Origin of the sequence: Streptomyces sp. NPDC097107 (assembly GCF_044762405.1) — a bacterium.
Classification (GTDB): Bacteria; Actinomycetota; Actinomycetes; order Streptomycetales; family Streptomycetaceae; genus Streptomyces; species Streptomyces thinghirensis.
This window is the reverse complement of the sequence record NZ_JBIWEF010000001.1, coordinates 316967-336969: the sequence shown is the minus strand read 5'-3', so window position 1 is coordinate 336969 and position 20003 is coordinate 316967. Positions and strand designations below refer to the sequence as shown.

Below are 20003 nucleotides of genomic sequence, written 5' to 3'. Positions count from 1 at the left end.
AAGGCGCCGAAAGCAAGGAGTACGAGAAGGAGCTGGCCGTACGGGCGGCGAAGGCGGCGAAGCAGCGGCTCAGGGAGATCGAGTCGGTCGAGGAACTCCCGGAGGAACTGTCCGAGCAGATGCTGCGGCGGGCCTTCGACGTCGGAATGCGGATCAGCCCCGACGTCGGCGACGAGGAGCGGCGCGAGGCGCGGGAGCAGCGGGCCCGGCGGCTGAAGCGGATCCGCCGCATCCAGGGCGAGATGATGAGCGCCGCGCGCCACGAGGTGCCGGCCGCGCGCAGTGAACCCGGAGCCACCCCGGAGATCGTGGACCGGGTGCTGCGCCAACTGGACGTGCGCAGCCTGCGCTGAGGCGGGCCGCGCACGGCCTCGTGGTCACAGGCTCTTGGACGGCTGTTCCGGGAAGCGGCGCGGGGCTCCGTCGGGGGAGCGGCGGGGGCGCTGGAAGCCGTCGCGGGACGGGCGCAGCACCGCGTCCGTCGTGTTCACCCGCGGCAGGGCGTACGGGTGCTCGTCGGCGAGCCAGCGGATCATTCCCTCGCGGACCGTGACCCGGACCGTCCAGATGTCGTCCGCGTCCTTCGCCGTCACCAGGGCCCGCACCTGCATGGTGTTCGGGGTGGTGTCGGTGACGGTCAGGTTGTAGTCGCGGCCGTCCCAGGCCGGGCACTCGCGCAGGATGTCGCGCAGCCGCTCGCGCATCGGCTCCAGCGGGGCCGAGTGGTCGAGGTGCCAGAAGACGGTGCCGGTCATCTGCGGGGTGCCGCGCGACCAGTTCTCGAACGGCTTGGACGTGAAGTACGACACCGGCATGGTGATCCGGCGCTCGTCCCAGGTGCGCACGGTCAGGAAGGTGAGCGTGATCTCCTCGACGGTGCCCCACTCCCCGTCCACCACGACCGTGTCGCCCATGCGCACCATGTCGCCGAAGGCGATCTGGAAACCGGCGAACATGTTGCTGAGCGTGGACTGGGCGGCCACACCGGCGACGATGCCGAGGATGCCGGCCGAGGCCAGCAGCGAGGCGCCCGCCGCCTGCATCGCGGGGAACGTCAGCAGCATCGACGACACGGCGACCACGCCGACGACCGCCGAGACCACCCGCATGATCAGCGACACCTGCGTACGCACCCGCCGTACCCGGGCCGGGTTCCGCTCGGCGTGGGCGTGGGCGTAACGGGAGTACGAGGTCTCGACGATCGCCGCGGCGATCCGGATCACCATCCAGGCCGCCGAGCCGATCAGCACCAGCGTGAGCGTCCGGCCGACCCCCTCCCGGTGGTCGGGGAACACCTGTGCCTCGACGTACGACCCTCTCAGCAGCGCCGAACACAAAAGGAGCTGGTAGGGGATGCGGGCACGGCGCAGGAGCCCCCACAGGGGCGTCTCGGGGTGCCGTCCGTCGGCCTTGCGCAGCAGCAGGTCGGTGGCCCAGCCGATGACCAGGGTCAACAGGACTGAGCCGCCGACCACGATCAGGGGGCGGAGTATGGTCTCCATCCCTCGAACCTAACCGCACCCGCCGCGCGGTGAACGTGTGACTTCCGTCCCGTCCCGGTCAACGCCGCGCACCGTGTTGTCGGACCAGGCTGGCACCATGGCCTCATGAACATCGTGCTCTTTCACTCGACCCTTGGCCCGAGGCCCGCGGTGCGGCAGGCCGCCGACCGGCTGCGCGAAGCCGGGCACCAGGTGTGGACCCCGGACCTCTTCGAGGGCCGGACGTTCGACACGGTCGAGGAGGGCATGGCCCACCAGGAGGAGATCGGCAAGGAGGAGTTGCTGAAGCGGGCCGTGCTGGCCGCCGCCCCCTATTCCGAGCGGGGGCTGGTGTACGCCGGGTTCTCACTCGGCGCCTCCATCGCCCAGACCCTCGCCCTCGGCGACCACCGCTCCCGCGGGCTGCTGCTCCTGCACGGCACCTCGGACATCGCGGCCAACGCCTCGGTCGACGACCTGCCGGTCCAGCTGCACGTCGCGGAGCCGGACGCCTTCGAGACGGACGACTGGCTCAGCGCCTGGTATCTCCAGATGGGCCGGATCGGCGCCGATGTCGAGGTGTACCGGTACGCGGGGGCCGGCCACCTCTACACCGACCCCGGCCTGCCGGACCACGACGAGGAGGCCGCCGAGGCCACCTGGCGGGTGGCGCTCGGCTTCCTCGACTCGCTCCAGGAGGCGGACGCTCCCGGCGACGGGGGTCAGACCGGCGCGTAGACGCGCTCGACCCGCTGGGTGCCGCTGCGCGTGCGGTACGAACGGGCCCACTTCGACGTGGCGTCCGGGTCGGTGCGGTCGGAGACGACGTAGTAGTCCATCTGCGTCCGGTCCGCGGTGATGTCCAGCACGCCGTAGCCGTGCCGGTCGGTGTCGACCCAGTGGACGTGCCGGTTCGCCGCCCGGATGACCGGCGCAGCGATCGCCGAGACCGTGCCCTCGGGGACCTTCACGATGTCGTCGAGGTTGTCGGAGGTCACCGAGGTGACGACGAACTCCGTGGCGGCGGAGGCGGACAGCGGGTACGTGGCGGCGTTGTGCGGCACGTCGTTGGCCCACGCCATGTGGATGTCGCCGGTCAGGAACACCGTGTTGCGGATGGCGTTCGCGCGCAGGTGCGCCAGCAGTTCCCGGCGGTCGTCGGTGTACCCGTCCCACTGGTCGGTGTTGAGGGCGATGCCCTCCTTGGGCAGGCCGAGCAGCTCGGCGAGCGGCTTCAGCAGCTCGGCGGGGATCGAGCCGACGGCGAACGGCGAGATCATCACCGAGTTGCCGATCAGTCGCCAGGTGGTGTCGGAGGAGGTCAGCCCCGCCTTGAGCCAGTCGAGCTGGGCGCGGCCGGTGAGGGTGCGCTCCGGGTCGTCGACCTCGCCGTCGCCGAGCGCCACCTGCTGCGAGCGGAAGGAACGCAGGTCCAGCAGCGACAGGTCGGCCAGCTTGCCGAAGCGCAGCCTGCGGTAGGTGGTGCCGGCGATCGCGGGACGGACCGGCATCCACTCGAAGTAGGCCCGCTTGGCGGCGGCCTGACGCGCCGCCCAGGTGCCCTCGGCGCCCTCGGTGTGGTTCTCGGCGCCGCCCGACCAGGTGTCGTTGGCGATCTCGTGGTCGTCCCAGATCGCCACGACCGGCGCCGCGGCGTGCAGCGCCTGGAGGTCGGGGTCGGTCTTGTACCGGCCGTGCCGGACGCGGTAGTCGGCGAGGGTGAGGATCTCGTGGGCGGGCGCGTGCGGCCGTACGACGGTGTCGCGGGTGCCGTACTCGCCGGTGCCGTACTCGTAGATGTAGTCGCCCAGATGCAGCCAGGCGTCCAGGTCGCCGCGGGCCGCGAGATGCCGGTACGACGAGAAGTGGCCGGCCTCCCAGTTGGCGCAGGAGACCACGCCGAAGCGCAGGCCCCGGACGGCGGCGTCGGCCGCGGGGGCGGTGCGGGTGCGGGCGGCGGGGGAGTCGGTGGGACCGGCGGAGAAACGGAACCAGTAGTTGGTGGCGGGCGCGAGCCCTCGGATGTCCGCCTTGACGGTGTGGTCGGAGGCGGCCGTCGCCGTGGTGGACCCCTTGGCGACGACGTTCGTGAACGCCTTGTCCAGGGCGACGACCCAGCTCACCTCGGTGTCCGGGCCGAGGCCCGAGCCCGGTATCGCCTCGGGCGTCGGGGTCACCCGGGTCCACAGCAGGACGCCGTCGGGCAGCGGATCGCCGGAGGCGACGCCGTGCAGGAAGGCGGGGGCGGCGCCGGCGGCGCCGGCGGGCAGCGCCGCCGCGAGCGGGGCGGCCAGAACGGCGCCGGCCGCCGCGGCCTTGACGACCGTACGGCGGCTCGGGGTGCGGGTGTTCGCGCCGTCGGCGGACGACGGGAAGGTGCTCTCGGATGATCTGTGTCGACTGGTCACGGACGATCAGATTACTGATCGGTAAGCGAACGGGTGGGCGAACTCGCCAAAGTTTCGCCCGCCCGTTCGCCGTTCTTCGCTACTTGGTGACGCCCGCGTCCTTGAGCGCCTTCTGCCACTCGGCGTCGGTGCCCGGGGTCTCGATCACCTTGTCGTTGATCTTGACGGTCGGCGTCGACTCGACGCCCTCGGCCTTCTGGAAGGAATCGCCCATCTTCATCGCCCAGGCGTCGTAGGTGCCCTTCTCGACGGCGTCCTGGAACTTCTTGTTGTTCTTCAGGGCGTCGACCGAGTTCGCCACCTTGATCAGGTAGTCGTCCTTGGCGAACTCGTCGGTCGACTCCTGCGGGTGGTACTCGGCCGAGTACAGCGCCGTCTTGTAGTCGATGAACGCCTCGGGGCTCACGTTCAGCGCGGCACCGAGCGCGCTGAGCGCGTTCTTCGAGCCCTCGCCGCCGAGGTTCCCGTCGAGGAAGGTGCCGATGGTGAAGGAGAGCTTGTAGGTGCCGTCCTCCATGCCCTTGTTGACGGCCTCGCCGATGCCCTGCTCGAAGGAGGCGCAGCCCGGGCAGCGCGGGTCCTCGTAGAGGTGGACGACGTTGTCGCTCCTGGACTCGCCGAGGGTGACCGTGGTGCCGTTCTTGCCGGAGGTGTTGGCCGGGGCCGTCACCTCGGCGTCGGCGGCCTTCTCCCACTTCGAGGGCTCGTTCATCTGCACGACGGCGTAGCTGATGCCGCCGGCTATCGCCAGCACGCCGACGATGGAGGCGGCCACGATGGCCTGCCGCTTGACCTTGTCGCGCTTGGCCTGGCGCTCGCGCTCCTGGCGCAGGCGCTCACGGGCCGCCGACTTCGCCGCCTGGCTGTTCCGCTTGCTCATGGTGATGATCTCTCCGGGGACGCGCACACGGGGGTGTGCGGATACGTATGGGGACTGCCGGTGCTCGGTGGTGCGTCACACGATCGGTGGTGTGTCACACGAAGGCGGCCGAGCACGGCGGTCCGCGCCGCCCAAGGGAGTGCGTGAGGATCCGCTCGCGGGCGCCGGTGGTGCGGCGGGCCGGGGCCGCCGGGCGGCGCACCGCCGGGGCCCGGCGCACGCTCACGGCCGCGACGGCGAGCAGCAGCGGCCGGAAGGTCGTCGCGGCCACCGCGCTCAGCAACTGGGCCAGCGCGCGCTCGCCGCGCCGCAGCCAGGCCGCCGCCAGCAGGCCGACGCCCACGTGCGCGCCGAGCAGCAGCCAGGCGGTCGCCGGGTCGGAGTCGGCGAGCACGGTCGCCAGCCGGTCGGTCTCGGCGCCGGTCACCCGGGTCAGCGGGACGGCGACGCCGGCGTGGACGCCGGTCCCGTCGCCGCACAGCACGTCGAAGCCGACGGAGCGCAGGGGGCCCGCGACCGGGCCGCCCGCCCGCCCGTAACAGACGTGCTGGCCGGTGGTGAAGACCGTGTCGGCGGCCAGCTCCAGCGGGATCAGCAGGGCGGCGATCCGCCCGAAGCCGCGCTCGCGCCGCCCGGCCAGGGCGTACGCGATCAGGAACACGGCGGCGCCGACGGCGGCCACCGTGGGCAGCGGCAGCGGAACCCCGGACAGCAGCACGTGCGACGCGGTGCTGAGCGTCACGACGAGTGCCGTGAACAGCGCCGCGCGTACGGCTCTGAGCGGGCTTCCGGATATGTCCATAGCGATAGGAGAGTGTGTCATGGGGTCCGGTAAGGGACCCCTAAAGGGTTCCTGTGAGAGGGGCGACGGTTACCGAACCGGAATGGTCACAGACCCGGGATCCGGCCGTTGCGGAACAGGTCGACGAAGGTCTGGTGGTCGGCACGCGCTCGTGCGCCGTACCGGTGCGCGAAGTCGACCAGCAGGGGTGCGAAACCCTCCTCGTCCGCCGCGATCGCCGCGTCGATGGCCCGCTCGGTGGAGAAGGGCACCAGGGACTCCCCGGACTGGTCGTCCGCCGCCGCGTGCATCGTGGCCGTGGCCCGGCCCAGATCGGCGACGACCTCGGCGATCTCCTCCGGGTCGTCGATGTCGCCCCAGTCCAGGTCGACGGCGTACGGCGAGACCTCCGCGACCAGCTGGCCCGAGCCGTCCAGCTCGGTCCAGCCCAGCCACGGGTCGGCGTGCGCCTGGAGGGCGCGCTGGGAGATCACCGTGCGGTGGCCCTCGTGCTGGAAGTAGTCCCGGATCGCCTCGTCGGTGATGTACCGGGAGACCGCCGGGGTCTGGGCCTGCTTGATATAGATCACGACGTCGTTCTCCAGGGCGTCGCTGTTGCCCTCCAGGAGGATGTTGTACGAGGGCAGGCCGGCCGAGCCGATGCCGATGCCCCGGCGGCCGACGACGTCCTTGACGCGGTAGGAGTCGGGGCGGGCCAGGGACGACTCCGGGAGCGTCTCCAGGTAGCCGTCGAAGGCCGCGAGCACCTTGTAGCGCGTGGCCGCGTCCAGCTCGATGGAGCCGCCGCCGGGGGCGAAGCGGCGTTCGAAGTCACGGATCTCCGTCATCGACTCCAGCAGCCCGAAGCGGGTCAGGGAGCGGGCCACGCGCAGCGCGCCCAGCAGCGGCCCGTCCGCGGTGTCCAGCGTGAACGGCGGCACCTCGTCGCTCTTGGCGCCGGTGGCCAGGGCGTGGATCCGCTCGCGGTACGCGCCCGCGTACACCCGCACCAGCTCGGTGATCTGCTCGTCGCTGAACGCCTTCGCGTACCCGATCAGCGCGATGGAGGCGGCGAAGCGCTTGAGGTCCCAGGTGAAGGGGCCGACGTAGGCCTCGTCGAAGTCGTTGACGTTGAAGATCAGCCGGCCGGTCGAGTCCATGTACGTGCCGAAGTTCTCCGCGTGCAGGTCGCCGTGGATCCAGACCCGGGAGGTCCGGTCGTCCAGGTACGGGCCGCCGCTCCGCGCCCCGGACTCCTGGGCCACGGTCAAATCGTGGTAAAAGAGGCATGCGGTGCCGCGGTAGAACGCGAAGGCCGAGGCCGCCATCTTCCGGAACTTCACGCGGAACGCCGCCGGATCCGCGGCCAGCAGCTGGCCGAAGGCGGTGTCGAAGACGGCGAGGATCTCCTCGCCGCGCTCCTCGTTGAGCTGCGGGACCGACATGCCTGGTGCCTCCTGGTGCGGGTGGTGCGTGACGAGCGGAGCGGATCTCCAGTCGGACCAACGTTCGAAGGGGTGCGGGAGTGCCCGCGCCCGGGGGCCGCCCCGACACGCGGACCCGCCCCCCGAAGGTACGCGGGGAAGCCCTCGGAGTGTCAGTGGCGAGGCATAGACTTCGACGCTGACCCCCGGACTGACCGCAGCCCGTAGCCCACAGCCCTTCCGTCGCCCGACCACCGCCCCTCAACGAGGCGCTTCGCGCCAAAGCCCTGATTTGCCAAAGCCCTGATTTGGAGGCCGCACGTGTCCAAGCCGCCGTTCACGCACCTGCACGTCCACACCCAGTACTCGCTGCTGGACGGTGCCGCGCGGCTGAAGGACATGTTCGACGCCTGCAATGAGATGGGCATGACGCACATCGCCATGTCCGACCACGGCAACCTGCACGGTGCGTACGACTTCTTCCACTCCGCGAAGAAGGCCGGGGTCACGCCGATCATCGGCATCGAGGCGTACGTCGCCCCCGAGTCCCGCCGCAACAAGCGCAAGATCCAGTGGGGCCAGCCGCACCAGAAGCGGGACGACGTCTCCGGTTCGGGTGGTTACACCCACAAGACGATGTGGGCGACCAACAAGACCGGCCTGCACAACCTCTTCCGTCTCTCCTCCGACGCGTACGCCGAGGGCTGGCTGCAGAAGTGGCCCCGGATGGACAAGGAGACGATCTCCCAGTGGTCCGAGGGGATCGTCGCCTCCACCGGCTGCCCCTCCGGCGAGGTGCAGACCCGGCTGCGCCTCGGCCACTTCGACGAGGCCCTCCAGGCGGCCGCCGACTACCAGGACATCTTCGGCAAGGACCGTTACTTCCTGGAGCTGATGGACCACGGCATCGAGATCGAGCACCGGGTCCGCGACGGTCTGCTGGAGATCGGCAGGAAGCTCGGCATCCCGCCGCTGGTGACGAACGACTCGCACTACACGTACGCGCACGAGGCGACCGCCCACGACGCCCTGCTGTGCATCCAGACCGGCAAGAACCTCTCCGACCCGGACCGCTTCCGGTTCGACGGCACCGGCTACTACCTGAAGTCGACGGACGAGATGTACGCCATCGACTCCTCCGACGCCTGGCAGGAGGGCTGCGCCAACACGCGCCTGATCGCCGAGATGATCGACGTCGACGGCATGTTCGAGAAGCGCGACCTCATGCCGAAGTTCGACATCCCCGACGGCTTCACCGAGGTCACCTGGTTCCAGGAGGAGGTCCGCCGCGGCATGGAGCGCCGCTTCCCGGGCGGCGTCCCGGAGGACCGCCAGAAGCAGGCCGAGTACGAGATGGACGTCATCATCCAGATGGGGTTCCCGGGCTACTTCCTCGTGGTCGCCGACTTCATCATGTGGGCCAAGAACCAGGGCATCGCGGTCGGCCCCGGCCGAGGCTCCGCGGCCGGCTCGATCGTGGCGTACGCCATGGGCATCACCGACCTCGACCCGATCCCGCACGGCCTGATCTTCGAGCGGTTCCTCAACCCCGAGCGCGTCTCCATGCCCGACGTCGACATCGACTTCGACGAGCGCAGGCGCGTCGAGGTGATCAGGTACGTGACGGAGAAGTACGGCGCCGACAAGGTCGCCATGATCGGCACGTACGGCAAGATCAAGGCGAAGAACGCCATCAAGGACTCCGCGCGCGTGCTGGGCTACCCCTACGCGATGGGCGACCGGCTCACCAAGGCCATGCCCGCCGACGTCCTCGGCAAGGGCATCGACCTCAACGGCATCACGGACCCGACGCACCCGCGGTACAGCGAGGCCGGCGAGATCCGCTCGATGTACGAGAACGAGCCGGACGTGAAGAAGGTCATCGACACCGCCAAGGGCGTCGAGGGCCTGGTCCGGCAGATGGGCGTGCACGCGGCCGGCGTGATCATGTCCAGCGAGCCCATCGTCGACCACGCCCCGATCTGGGTGCGGCACACCGACGGCGTGACCATCACGCAGTGGGACTACCCGCAGTGCGAGTCGCTCGGCCTGCTGAAGATGGACTTCCTCGGCCTGCGCAACCTCACGATCATGGACGACGCCGTCAAGATGGTGAAGTCCAACAAGGGCGTCGACCTCGACCTGCTGTCGCTGCCGCTGGACGACCCGACGACCTTCGACCTGCTCCAGCGCGGCGACACGCTCGGCGTCTTCCAGTTCGACGGCGGACCGATGCGCTCGCTGCTGCGGCTGATGAAGCCCGACAACTTCGAAGACATCTCCGCCGTCTCCGCGCTCTACCGTCCCGGCCCCATGGGCATGGACTCGCACACCAACTACGCGCTGCGCAAGAACGGCCTCCAGGAGATCACGCCGATCCACAAGGAGCTGGAGGAACCCCTCCAGGAGGTCCTCGCGGTCACCCACGGCCTGATCGTCTACCAGGAGCAGGTGCAGAAGGCCGCCCAGATCATCGCGGGCTACTCGCTCGGCGAGGCCGACATCCTCCGCCGCGTGATGGGCAAGAAGAAGCCCGACGAACTGGCGAAGAACTTCGTCCTCTTCCAGGAGGGCGCCCGCAAGAAGGGCTACAGCGACGAGGCCATCCAGGCCCTGTGGGACGTGCTGGTCCCCTTCGCCGGCTACGCCTTCAACAAGGCGCACTCGGCCGCGTACGGACTCGTGTCGTACTGGACGGCGTACCTCAAGGCGAACCACCCCGCCGAGTACATGGCCGCCCTGCTCACCTCGGTCAAGGACGACAAGGACAAGTCGGCCGTCTACCTGAACGAGTGCCGGCGCATGGGCATCAAGGTCCTGCCGCCCAACGTCAACGAGTCCATGTCGAACTTCGCCGCGCAGGGCGACGACGTGATCCTCTTCGGCCTCTCCGCCGTCCGCAACGTCGGCACCAACGTCGTCGAGTCGATCATCAGGTGCCGCAAGGCCAAGGGGAAGTACGCCTCCTTCCCCGACTACCTGGACAAGGTGGAGGCGGTCGTCTGCAACAAGCGGACGACGGAGTCGCTGATCAAGGCCGGCGCCTTCGACGAGATGGGGCACACCCGCAAGGGCCTCACCGCGCAGTACGAGCCGATGATCGACAACGTGGTCGCGGTCAAACGCAAGGAGGCCGAGGGCCAGTTCGACCTCTTCGGGGGCATGGGCGAGGAGGCGACCGACGAGCCCGGCTTCGGACTCGACGTCGTCTTCGGCGAGGACGAGTGGGACAAGACCTATCTGCTCGCCCAGGAGCGGGAGATGCTCGGTCTCTACGTCTCCGACCACCCGCTCTTCGGCCTGGAGCACGTGCTGTCCGACAAGGCCGACGCGGGTATCTCCCAGCTCACCGGCGGTGACTTCGGTGACGGCGCGGTCGTCACCATCGGCGGCATCATCTCGGGCCTCCAGCGCAAGATGACCAAGCAGGGCAACGCGTGGGCCATCGCCACCGTCGAGGACCTGGCGGGCTCCATCGAGTGCATGTTCTTCCCGGCGACGTACCAGCTGGTGTCCACCCAACTCGTGGAGGACGCCGTGGTGTTCGTCAAGGGGCGCCTGGACAAGCGGGAGGACGTGCCGCGGCTGGTCGCGATGGAGCTGATGGTCCCCGACCTGTCCAACGCCGGCACCAACGCGCCCGTGGTCCTCACCATCCCGGCCACCAGGGTCACTCCGCCTATGGTCAGCCGCCTCGGCGAGATCCTCACGCACCACCGCGGCGACAGCGAGGTGCGGATCAAGCTCCAGGGGCCGAGGAAGACGACGGTGCTGCGCCTGGACCGGCACCGGGTGAAGCCCGACCCGGCCCTGTTCGGCGACCTGAAGGTGCTCCTCGGGCCGTCCTGTCTGGCGGGCTGAGCGGGCGGAACGAGACAGGGGCGCGCCCGGTGCCGGGTGCGCCCCTCGTGTCCGCGAGGCCGCAGCGGCCCGGTTCGCGGACGTCAGTTGTGGCCGAAGCGCTTCTGCCGCTTGCGGGAGGCGACGTCGCCGGGCGTCAGCTGCGGGCCGTGCTGCTCCTCGCGCTCCATCACGGACGGCTCGGCGGTCTGCTGGGCGCGCTCGGCCTGGGGCTGCTTACGATCACGGCTGTTCTTGTTCTTGGCCATGGTGATCTACCTCCTGTGGGGGATCTAGGGGCCAGGACCGGAACCAGAGTCACATAGGCCAACAAAGAACGCATATCGGGCAATTACCGTCCGTGACGCGGCTCGTCGGGGTGGCGGGGACGGGCGGCTCGTGCGGAAACGCCACGCCGAAGATCGAGTTCCGGCCGTTAACCTCCGCGTGGTCGGGCAGACTCGAAGGAAGCCCGAAGCAAACCTCCCGGAAAGAGGGTGGATCGCGTGGACCGCTGCATCGTCCTGGTGGACGCCGGGTATCTGCTGGGGGCCGCCGCCAGTCTTCTTGCCGGGGAGCCCTCACGCTCGCGCATCACCGTCGATCACGCCGCCCTCATCCAGGGGCTTCGCGATCGCGCCGAGTCCGACACGCAGCAGCCCCTGCTGCGCATCTACTGGTTCGACGGCGCCCCCGATCGCGTCCCGCAGCCCGAACACCGCCGTCTGCGCGTCATGCCCCGGGTCACTGTCCGGCTCGGCGCCCTCACACGCAGTGACGGCCGCTGGGCGCAGAAGGGCGTGGACGCCGCCATGCACGCCGAACTGACCGAGCTGGCCCGCAACCGCGCCTGCTCCGACGTCGTCCTGGTGACCGGCGACGGCGACCTGCTGCCGGGCATGATGGCCGCCAAGGAGCACGGCGTCGCCGTCCACCTGTGGGCCGTGCAGGCCGCCGACGGCGACTACAACCAGTCCGAGGACCTGGTCGCCGAGGCCGACGAGCGGCGTGTGCTGGACCGGGCGTGGATCACCAAGGCCGTACGCGCCAAGGAACTCGGCGGCATCTGCGCGCCACCGCCCGTGCCCCGCCCCGAGATCGCCGCGATCCTCTCCGCACCGCTGCCCGAGTCCGCCCTCTCCGCGGCCACCGAACGGCCCGCCCAGGAGCCGGAGCACCCCACCGCGACCGGCGCCGCCGCCCGCAACGGCACCGAGGAGCGCGTACCGCCCGCCAAGGGCGTCCCCACCCCCAAGGACCTCGCCGCCCTGCGCGCGCCCGGAGCCGCCCACCCCGCCCCGCACCCCCCGACCGCGACCCTGCGCTGGTCGTCCGACAAAGGCTGGGTCGACCGGTCCGGCGCCGAGCCGCCCGAGGCCGTCTCGCTGCCGACGCTGGCCCAGCTGACCACGGCCGAGCAGCGCTGGGCCGACCGCGAGGAGGACATCACCACGGTCGGCGGCGACCCGTACGAGGTGGGGCAGGTCTTCGCCCGACGCTGGCTGGAGCGCCTCGGCGACCACGGCCACCTGCAGAAGCTCTCCGGGATGTACCCGCGCATCCCGCACCGCGTCGACGGGGAGCTGCTGCGCTACGCGGCCCGCTTCGGGTTGCTGGCCCACAAGGACGACCAGATCGACGAGCACGACCGGTACGCGATCCGGGCCGGGTTCTGGCGGGAGATCGATGTGCGGACGGCGACCGAGCGCACCCCGGCGGCGGAGTGAGACGCTCCGGCCTCTCCCCGGCTTTCCCCGGCTGAATCGACACTTATGGGCGGACCCGAGGGCGGGGCGGAGGGACGGACCCCGTAGTCTCGTCCCTTGTGAGTACGCGCGCGGCACAGGCACTTCGACCCGGTGGCGATGCCGTGTGCGTGGTGCGCGGACTGACCAAGACCTATCCGGCGGTACGCGGCAGGCGCGGCGTTCCCGCCACTCCCGAGGTGCGGGCCACCGACGACGTGACCCTGGAGATCCGCCGCGGTGAGATCTTCGGACTGCTCGGGCCGAACGGCGCCGGCAAGTCCACCCTCGTACGCCAGCTCACCGGGCTGATGCGGCCCGACCGCGGCAGCGTGCAGATCCTCGGGCACGACATCGTGCGCCACCCGGAGCGGGCCGCGCGGATCCTCGCCTACCTCGGGCAGGAGTCCAGTGCCCTGGACGAGCTGACCGTGTCGCTCGCCGCCGAGACCACCGCACGGCTGCGCGGTCTGGAGGTGCGGCAGGCGCGCGCCGAGCGGGACGCCGTCCTCGACGAGCTGGGCCTGACCCCGCTCGCCGCCCGCCCGATCAAGAAGCTCTCCGGTGGGCAGCGCCGGCTGGCCTGCTTCGCCGCCGTGCTGGTGGGGGAGCGCTCGCTGCTCGTCCTGGACGAGCCGACCACCGGCATGGACCCGGTGGCCCGGCGCGCGGTGTGGGCGGCCGTCGACCGGCGGCGTGCCGAGCACGGCACCACCGTCCTGCTGGTCACCCACAACGTCATCGAGGCCGAGACCGTGCTGGACCGGGTCGCCGTCCTCGACCGCGGGCGGGTGATCGCCTGCGACACGCCCTCCGGGCTCAAGGAGAAGGTCGCCGGAGAGGTCCGCGTCGACCTGGTGTGGCGCGAGACGGCCCCGCTGAACGTGCCCGAGGTCGCCGCCCTGCGCGACCGTGCCACCGAGTCGGGGCGCCGCTGGACGCTGCGGCTCGCCCCCGAGGAGGCCCGCGCGGTCGTCGCCACCGTCACCGGCGGCGCCGCCTTCGCCGCCCTGGACGACTTCACCCTCGCCACGCCGAGCCTGGAGGACGTGTACCTGGCGCTGGGCGGCGCCGCGCGACAGGGACTGGTGAGGGCTTGAGCACACGAACGGTGAGCACACCGGCCGCCGCATCCGTACCCGTCAGGGCGACCGCTTCGAAACCCGTCAGGGCGACCGCTTCGAACGACCCGACCGAAGGGGAGCAGCGCGACGTGAGTGTCGTACCCGCCGATGTCCTGCCGGGCGGTGCCCTGGCCGTCGAGGAGCAGGGCCCCGTCGGCGCGGCCGAGCTCGGCCCCAAGGCGCGGCTGTGGCCCTCCCTGGTGGCCGTGTACCGGGCGCAGCTGTCCCGGGCGCGGGTCGCGCGCATCCCGCTGCTCTTCGTGGCCACCTTCCAGTCGATCGGCATCATGATCCTGATGCGCGGGGTGGTGGACGGCGGCGGTGAGGCGCAGGCCGTGGTCGCCGGGTCGGCGGTGCTCGTCGTGGCCTTCGTCGCGCTGAACCTCCTCGCCCAGTACTTCGGCCAGCTGCGCGCGAGCGGCGGCCTCGACCACTACGCGACGCTGCCGGTGCCGCCGGCCGCGGTGGTGCTGGGCGCGGCGGGCGCGTACGCGTCCTTCACCGTGCCGGGGACCGTGGTGACGGCGGTGTTCGGGTGCCTGCTGTTCGGACTGCCGATGACGCATCTGTGGGTGCTGGTGGCCGTGATCCCGCTGGCCGGCGCCGCGCTCGCCGGGCTGGGCGCGGCGCTGGGCCTGCTCGCGCCGCGGCCGGAGTTCGCCACGCTGCTCGGCCAGCTGGGCATGTCGGCGGCGCTGCTGCTGGGTGTGCTGCCCGCGGAGCGGATGCCGGAAGCGGTGCGCCTGGCGCGGGACCTGCTGCCCTCCACGTACGGAGTAGAGGCCCTCGCGCGTACGTTCGGCGACCGGCCCGACTGGGCCTTCGTCCTCGGTGACCTCGCGGTGTGCGCCGTGGTCGGGGTGATCTCGCTGGCCGTCGCCACCTGGGCGTACCGCCGGGCCGCCGTCCGGTGACGCGCCGCACAGGCGGGTTTGGCACGATGGCGGGGTGACCGCACCTCTGACTCCGCCACCGCCCCCGAACGAACGCTCGTCGTACCAGGGCGGGCCCGTGCCTCCGCCCGTCGGCGCGCACGCGGTGGGCGCCGCGTCCGGCGCCACGTACGACCACCACGGCGAACAGGACGGCCCCGGGATGTTGACCGAAGTGCGTCAGGCCGCCGTGACCGTGGTGGCGGTGGCGGTCTCAGGCGTGCTGCTGGGCGTGCTGTGGTGGAAGCTGGCGCCGAGCGTGCCGCTGGTCGGGGATCTGGTCGGCGACGAGTGGGTCGTCTACCTCAAGGAGTCCGAGAGCGAGCACGCGGTCGGCGTCGACGGCACGTTCACCCTGCTCGCGCTGGCGTTCGGAGCACTCAGCGCGGTGGTCGTCTTCCTGCTGCGGCGGCGCGGCGGTGTGCCGCTGGTGGTGGCGCTGGGCGTCGGCGGGCTGCTCGGGTCGCTGCTGGCGTGGCGGGTCGGCGTGTGGCTGGGGCCCGCGCAGGACGTGATCGCCCACGCGAAGGACGTCGGCAAGGGAGTGACGTTCTCCGCGCCGCTGAAGCTGGGGGCCAAGGGGGCCTTGCTGGCCTGGTCGGTGGCGGCGCTGGTGGTTCACCTGGGACTGACGGGTCTGTTCGGGCCCCGGGACCCGGAGCCCGACCCCTGGCCCGCGCCTCAGCGGTATCCGGCGGGGCCGTACGGGGAGAAGTCGGCGTAGCCCCTCCCCGGCCGGGGGTGTCGTGTGGATCAGGCCGGCTCCGGACAGCGGTGCCGTGCGGCTGACCCGGGCGGGGTCTGGTGCGTGCGGCTGGCCTGGGCGGGGTCTGGTGCGTGCGGCTGGCCTGGGCGGGGTCTGGTGCGTGCGGCTGCGAGGCGGAGGAGGGCGACAGGACAGAGCCCTGGCCGCCGACGACGACGCCGCAGATGGGCGTCCCTGCCCGGCGACCCCGGCAAGACCCGCACGACCCCCTAGGCGGGGCGGCGGCCGTGGTTGGCCCTGCGCTTCTTGATGCGCCACCTGCGTTTGCGGGTTCTCTTCGACATGCTCCGTCTGATTAGCCGAGAAATGGGCGCCCGTCGAGGGGCTAAGCGCGGCCGATCGGGGCGAGGACCGCGTTCGTGAGCTTGGCCAGGTCCTCGGGAGCGAGTTCCACCTCCAGGCCGCGGCGTCCCGCAGAGACGCGGATCGTGGCGTGGCCCGAGGCGGACGCGTCCAACACCGTCGGGAGCCTCTTGCGCTGGCCCAGGGGCGAGATTCCGCCCCGCACGTAGCCCGTGATGCGCTCGGCCAGGGCCGGGTCGGCCATCGCCGCGCGCTTGCCGCCGACCGCGGCAGCCAGCGACTTCAGGTCCAGCCGGCCCGCCACCGGGACCACGGCGACCGTCAGCGCGCCGTCGATGTCCGCCACCAGCGTCTTGAAGACCCGCTCCGGCGAGACGCCCATCGCCTCGGCCGCCTCCTCGCCGTAGGACGGGTGGGCGGGGTCGTGGTCGTACGCGTGGACCGCGTACGTCACGCCGGCCGCCGCGAGCGCCACCGTCGCCGGGGTGCCACCGGACTGCTGCTGCTTCTTGGACTTCTTCGCCATGCGGGCCGGTACCTCAGTTGAGACTCGTCGGGCCGCGCGTCAGCTCCGACGCGGGCAGGGACGGCAGCGTACGGAGGATGGCCGTCTCGGCGCGAAGGAGTTTCAGCTCGTCCCGGAGGCGGGACGCCGTGTCCGGGGCCTGGAGCAGACGCTGCTTGGTCGGTGTGTCCAGCATCATCGCGGCGGCGACCAGGTAGGAGACCACGCCCGGCTCGTCCGGCAGTTCGGCGCCCGTCGTCAGTGACCGCTCGCGTGCCCCCGCAAGCCGCTTCTGGTACTGGCGGAAGGACCGCAGCACCCCCTCGGCCAGCGCCCCCGCCTCGTCGCCGGGTTCCTCGGCCAGCGGCTCCAGCTCGGCCGTCAGGAAGGGGCCCGAGGCCTCCACCGAGAGCAGCCGCACCCGGTTCGTGCCGGTCGCCAGCGCCTCGAAGGTGCCGTCGGCGCGTTCGCGGACCGTCGCCGCGTCCGCGATGCAGCCCACCTTGTGGAACGCCTCGACCGGGTCGGTGCCGAACCCGGCCGCCGGCCCGCGCTCCAGCGTCGTCGCCGGGTCGGGCAGGCCGGGCTCGGTCCGGGCGACCTCGTAGCCGTCCCGGATCGCGACGACGGCGAACCGGCGCGGTTCGTCCTCGGGGGTCTTCAGCAACTCGCGCATCATGGCGCGATAGCGCTCCTCGAAGATGTTGAGCGGGAGCACCAGCCCCGGGAACAGAACCGCGTTCAGGGGGAAGAGGGGAAGCCGGACGGTGGTCACGACGCAGAAGCCTAATGGTCGCCGGGGCGGACGCGACCGCCGTGCCCACTTCGTGGATGACCTGAACCCGTCGCCCCGGACCCGGAGGCCACCGCCGCGCGGACGTCCGCGCGCACCTGGAGGAAGCGGCCGAGGGGATCCTCCGTGTCCCGGGCCCAGGGGAAGGACGTGACGTACGGGCCGGTCAGACGCAGTTGTTCCGCCGCGTCCTGGTGGCGCTCCAGGCGTACCAGTACGTACGCCAGGAGGTTCCGCAGCTCCGCCGGCCACGGGTCGGCCGCCGGGTGGGCCGCCGAGAGGGTGATCGCGCGGTCCGCCGCCGCGTCCAGGCGGGCCCGGTGCACACCGGCCGCGTCGCCGGCGTCGTCCGTGGTCAGACAGGTGAAGGCCGCTCGTACCGGCAGCGCCCGTACAAGCGCGTCCTCGGGCGCGTCCTGCGCCGCCGTCTCGGCGAAGTCCAGGCACTCGCGGTGGGCGGCGGGCGAGGCGGCGGCCAGGTACTCCAGGGCGGCGACGTGGCAGCCGTAGTGGTGCGGGGAGCGGCGGACCGCCTGCGCCCACAGCCGCTCGAACTCGGCGTGTCCGGCGCGTGCGCCCCTCGCCGCGTCCAGTGCGGTCCGCCAGGGCACCGGGTCGCGTCCGGCGGCCTCGGCGACGGCGGTGACCGCGGGGGTGATCTGGCGCAGCAGTTCGGTGCGGGCCGGTGAGTCCCAGTGACGGTCCACCGTCAGACGGGCCGAGATCAGCAGGGCGTCGGGGTCGTCCGGGGCGGTGGCGCGCCAGTTCTCGAGCCACTCGGCGCGTGAGCGGGCGAAGGCGGCCAGCCGGGTCGCGTAGCGGTCGCGGTACTCCCAGTCGGCGTCCTCACGGGTCTCGGTGAGGAGGCCGGCCGCGGGGGCGTACTCGCCCTGGGCCGCCGCGACCAGGGCGGGGGCGAGGCGGTCGTCGGGGGCGTCGAGGAGCACGTCGTCGTCTTGGGCGGGCCGTGACGTCCGGGAGCGGGCCCGGGCCGCAATCCGGAGAAACGCGCGCAGCATGGCCAGTACGACGGCCGACGGTTCGTGATGGTTGTGCGACTCGGCTTCGCCTTCGGCCATTTGTGTTCCCACCCGCGCCGCCTGTGCCGAATTCACGGGGTGCGCGTGCGCGTGCGGGCGAGGGCCGCACTGCCCACGAGGGGAAGCCGCGCTGCCCGTGAGGGGAAGCCGCGCTGCCCGTGAGGGGAAGCCGCCCTGCCCGTGAGGGGGAAGCCGCCCTGCCCGTGAGGGAAGCCGCGCCGCCCCAGGGCAGTCAGTGCCGCCGGAGCAGCCGCGTCGCTCCCGCCGCGACCGTCGTCGCCAGGATCCAGCCCAGCAGGATCAGGGCCGTCGACAGCCACTGCCAGCCGTCGTGCAGCCGCCAGTAGCCGACCTGGCCGAGCTCGATGACCGGCAGTAGCAGGTCGAGGGCGAAGAGGGCGGGGTTCCAGTCCGGATGCTCGCCGCTCTTCAGCGGTGGCGGGTCGGCGCGTGCGAAGGCGACCGAGCCGGCCGCCCACAGCACCGCCATCCACACCGCCGCCCGGCCCGGCCGGTAGCCGTAGGCGACCGTCCAGTCCTGCGCGTATCCCACCAGCTTCGCGGCGATCGGCAGGCTCTCGCGGCGCCGGCGGTGCTTGGCGAGCAGTACCTCGCGGGCATCCTCGTCCTCACCGCCCGCCCGCAGCACGGCGGCGAGCCGTTCGTACGGCTCCGGGTTGTACTCGGCGGTCGCGGCGCCCACCCACCGCAGCCGCTTCTCCAGCGGGAAGGGACCCCGCGGCACCAGGTTCTCGTAGGTGAAGCCGCCCATGTGCAGCCGGCCCGGACCCGGCCAGCTGTCCGCCCGGTCCATCAGGTTGACCACCCGCGCCCCCGACAGCACGACCCGGCCGCGCGCCGGCCGCTGGCCCAGGAACCGCAGCTCGGGCGTCTGCACGCGGCGCAGCGACAGCTCCTGGTCGTCGGTGAACGTGAACCGGGCGTGCTCGAAGTCGACGGCGTCGCCGAACCGCCCGTCGTCCAGCCGCATCCCGCCCTCGCACTCGAACCGCTGGATCCGCGTCCCCTGCGCCGGAGTCGTGCCCCGCAGCAGCGGGCTGCCCAGGCCCGCCGGCGTCAGGTACAGCGTGCGCTCGACGGTCAGCTGCGGGGCGTTCAGCGCGTGCCGCGTGTACGGGTTGAGGAGCCGGGCGCCGCGCAGGCTCAGCGAGACGCCGACCTGGGCGCTGCGCAGGCTCACCTCGCCGTACGACTCCAGCATCTCGGCCTGGAGGTCCTGCCCGACGGTCATGCCGTCCGCGGCGATGGAACGGCCACTGCGGTCGCGGTGCACGATGGCCTGGTTGAGCAGCAGGTCGGTGCCTATCCGTGCGTCGGTGAGGCGGATTCCGCCGGGGAAACGGGAGCGCGGCAGGTGCAGGTCACCCTCGGTGTGCAGCCGGGCCGCCTCCAGCCGGGGCACGTAGCAGTCCACCAGCCGTACGGTCGTGAAGCGGCTCTCCGGCAGCAGGACCTCCCGCTCGAAGCGGCAGCCCCGCAACTCGACGTAGGGCACCACCGTGCCGCCCGCGAGGTCCAACGTGTCGCTGATCCGCACGCCCACCAGCTGCAGCGAGGACACCCGGCCCGCGAGCGCGGGCGGACCGTCGAGAAGCAGCCAGCACACGATGCGGGCCCGCACCGCCCGCTCCGGTCCCCAGGGCTGCCCGCCGTGCGGGTCGTCGACGAGCGCGTCCCCGCTGCTCAGGTCGTACACACTGCCGTTGCGGAAGGCCTGCCACATGCCTGCCTCGGCGGCGGTCAGGTCGTCCGGCAGCTCTCCGTCACGGTGGCCGGCCCCCTCGGTCACGGCGCTTCACTCCCTCCCCAACTACTCGTCGGTCGCTCACTCTTCGTACAACCGTTCATGCCCACTGGGTGACCTTCCGAACACTCAAAGTGACCACGAACTTGGCGGCGGGTCGCCGATGTCCCGCCGTGGCCGCGACGGCCCGTCGCGTTCTGTATCAGCCATTGATAC

The 20003-nt window shown here is 71.7% G+C and carries 16 protein-coding genes and 1 pseudogene; 7 read left to right on the top strand and 10 right to left on the bottom strand.

The annotated features are described in order from the left end of the window. Positions 1-14: 14 nt before the first annotated feature. Positions 15-353 (top strand): annotated as a pseudogene (locus ACIQ1J_RS01595) (Na+/H+ antiporter); the annotation flags it as partial. Between the two features lie 24 nt (positions 354-377). Here the strand turns inward: ACIQ1J_RS01595 and ACIQ1J_RS01590 are convergent. Then, on the bottom strand, positions 378-1502 hold the full coding sequence (locus ACIQ1J_RS01590; protein ID WP_210959015.1) for a mechanosensitive ion channel family protein: 1125 nt from the start codon (positions 1500-1502) through the stop codon (positions 378-380). Positions 1503-1607: 105 nt separating this feature from the next. On the opposite strand from ACIQ1J_RS01590, the gene ACIQ1J_RS01585 reads away from it, so the two are divergent. After that, positions 1608-2219 (top strand): dienelactone hydrolase family protein, encoded by a 612-nt coding sequence (locus ACIQ1J_RS01585; protein WP_403553154.1) that lies wholly within the window; start codon positions 1608-1610, stop codon positions 2217-2219. Here the strand turns inward: ACIQ1J_RS01585 and ACIQ1J_RS01580 are convergent. From ACIQ1J_RS01580 to ACIQ1J_RS01565, 4 genes are all read right to left on the bottom strand, one after another. Further along, on the bottom strand, positions 2204-3889 hold the full coding sequence (locus tag ACIQ1J_RS01580; protein ID WP_403553152.1) for an alkaline phosphatase D family protein: 1686 nt from the start codon (positions 3887-3889) through the stop codon (positions 2204-2206). The two genes, ACIQ1J_RS01585 and ACIQ1J_RS01580, sit on opposite strands and share 16 nt — an antisense overlap. 79 nt (positions 3890-3968) lie before the next feature. Next, positions 3969-4769 (bottom strand): DsbA family protein, encoded by an 801-nt coding sequence (locus ACIQ1J_RS01575; RefSeq protein ID WP_403553150.1) that lies wholly within the window; start codon positions 4767-4769, stop codon positions 3969-3971. A gap of 94 nt (positions 4770-4863) precedes the next feature. Next, positions 4864-5571: a hypothetical protein gene (locus ACIQ1J_RS01570; protein ID WP_403553148.1), complete on the bottom strand. Its 708-nt coding sequence runs from the start codon at positions 5569-5571 to the stop codon at positions 4864-4866. A gap of 86 nt (positions 5572-5657) precedes the next feature. Then, positions 5658-6995 carry a DUF2252 domain-containing protein gene (locus tag ACIQ1J_RS01565; protein ID WP_403553146.1) on the bottom strand — a complete coding sequence of 446 codons (1338 nt, stop codon included), beginning with the start codon at positions 6993-6995 and terminating at the stop codon, positions 5658-5660. A gap of 300 nt (positions 6996-7295) precedes the next feature. Between ACIQ1J_RS01565 and dnaE the strand changes: the two genes are divergently transcribed. Continuing rightward, positions 7296-10835 carry a DNA polymerase III subunit alpha gene (gene dnaE / locus ACIQ1J_RS01560; protein ID WP_403553144.1) on the top strand — a complete coding sequence of 1180 codons (3540 nt, stop codon included), beginning with the start codon at positions 7296-7298 and terminating at the stop codon, positions 10833-10835. 83 nt (positions 10836-10918) lie between these two features. On the opposite strand, the gene ACIQ1J_RS01555 is transcribed toward dnaE, so the two are convergent. Beyond that, a complete protein-coding gene (locus ACIQ1J_RS01555) occupies positions 10919-11083 on the bottom strand; it encodes a hypothetical protein (RefSeq protein ID WP_403553142.1) in 165 nt (54 codons plus the stop codon). 237 nt (positions 11084-11320) lie between these two features. Here ACIQ1J_RS01555 and ACIQ1J_RS01550 point away from each other — a divergent pair, with 237 nt between their 5' ends. From ACIQ1J_RS01550 to ACIQ1J_RS01535, 4 genes are all read left to right on the top strand, one after another. Next, positions 11321-12541, top strand: a complete 1221-nt coding sequence (locus ACIQ1J_RS01550; protein WP_403553140.1) for an NYN domain-containing protein — start codon at positions 11321-11323, stop codon at positions 12539-12541. 143 nt (positions 12542-12684) lie between these two features. After that, on the top strand, positions 12685-13659 hold the full coding sequence (locus ACIQ1J_RS01545) for an ABC transporter ATP-binding protein (protein ID WP_210959239.1): 975 nt from the start codon (positions 12685-12687) through the stop codon (positions 13657-13659). Positions 13660-13772: 113 nt separating this feature from the next. After that, a complete protein-coding gene (locus ACIQ1J_RS01540; protein ID WP_403553138.1) occupies positions 13773-14597 on the top strand; it encodes an ABC transporter permease in 825 nt (274 codons plus the stop codon). Positions 14598-14631: 34 nt separating this feature from the next. Then, positions 14632-15339, top strand: coding sequence for an AAA family ATPase (locus ACIQ1J_RS01535; protein WP_403553136.1), 708 nt, complete (start codon positions 14632-14634; stop codon positions 15337-15339). A 367-nt stretch (positions 15340-15706) separates the two neighbouring features. Here the strand turns inward: ACIQ1J_RS01535 and ybaK are convergent, their stop codons facing one another. From ybaK to ACIQ1J_RS01515, 4 genes are all read right to left on the bottom strand, one after another. Next, positions 15707-16210 (bottom strand): Cys-tRNA(Pro) deacylase, encoded by a 504-nt coding sequence (ybaK, locus tag ACIQ1J_RS01530; protein WP_403553134.1) that lies wholly within the window; start codon positions 16208-16210, stop codon positions 15707-15709. Positions 16211-16223: 13 nt separating this feature from the next. Continuing rightward, complete coding sequence (locus ACIQ1J_RS01525) at positions 16224-16964, bottom strand: LON peptidase substrate-binding domain-containing protein (protein WP_403553132.1); 741 nt, start codon at positions 16962-16964, stop codon at positions 16224-16226. 11 nt (positions 16965-16975) lie between these two features. Beyond that, positions 16976-18061, bottom strand: a complete 1086-nt coding sequence (locus ACIQ1J_RS01520; RefSeq protein WP_403553131.1) for a hypothetical protein — start codon at positions 18059-18061, stop codon at positions 16976-16978. Between the two features lie 193 nt (positions 18062-18254). Further along, positions 18255-19832 (bottom strand): oxidoreductase, encoded by a 1578-nt coding sequence (locus ACIQ1J_RS01515; RefSeq protein ID WP_403553129.1) that lies wholly within the window; start codon positions 19830-19832, stop codon positions 18255-18257. Positions 19833-20003 lie beyond the last annotated feature (171 nt).

Bases quoted from the DNA above. Each gene is read 5' to 3' on its own strand.
- ACIQ1J_RS01555 (WP_403553142.1), bottom strand. From the start codon at position 11,083: ATGGCCAAGAACAAGAACAGCCGTGATCGTAAGCAGCCCCAGGCCGAG.
- ACIQ1J_RS01520 (WP_403553131.1), bottom strand. From the start codon at position 18,061: ATGGCCGAAGGCGAAGCCGAGTCGCACAACCATCACGAACCGTCGGCC.
- ACIQ1J_RS01585 (WP_403553154.1), top strand. From the start codon at position 1,608: ATGAACATCGTGCTCTTTCACTCGACCCTTGGCCCGAGGCCCGCGGTG.
- ACIQ1J_RS01570 (WP_403553148.1), bottom strand. From the start codon at position 5,571: ATGGACATATCCGGAAGCCCGCTCAGAGCCGTACGCGCGGCGCTGTTC.
- ACIQ1J_RS01565 (WP_403553146.1), bottom strand. From the start codon at position 6,995: ATGTCGGTCCCGCAGCTCAACGAGGAGCGCGGCGAGGAGATCCTCGCC.
- ACIQ1J_RS01590 (WP_210959015.1), bottom strand. From the start codon at position 1,502: ATGGAGACCATACTCCGCCCCCTGATCGTGGTCGGCGGCTCAGTCCTG.
- ybaK (WP_403553134.1), bottom strand. From the start codon at position 16,210: ATGGCGAAGAAGTCCAAGAAGCAGCAGCAGTCCGGTGGCACCCCGGCG.
- ACIQ1J_RS01575 (WP_403553150.1), bottom strand. From the start codon at position 4,769: ATGAGCAAGCGGAACAGCCAGGCGGCGAAGTCGGCGGCCCGTGAGCGC.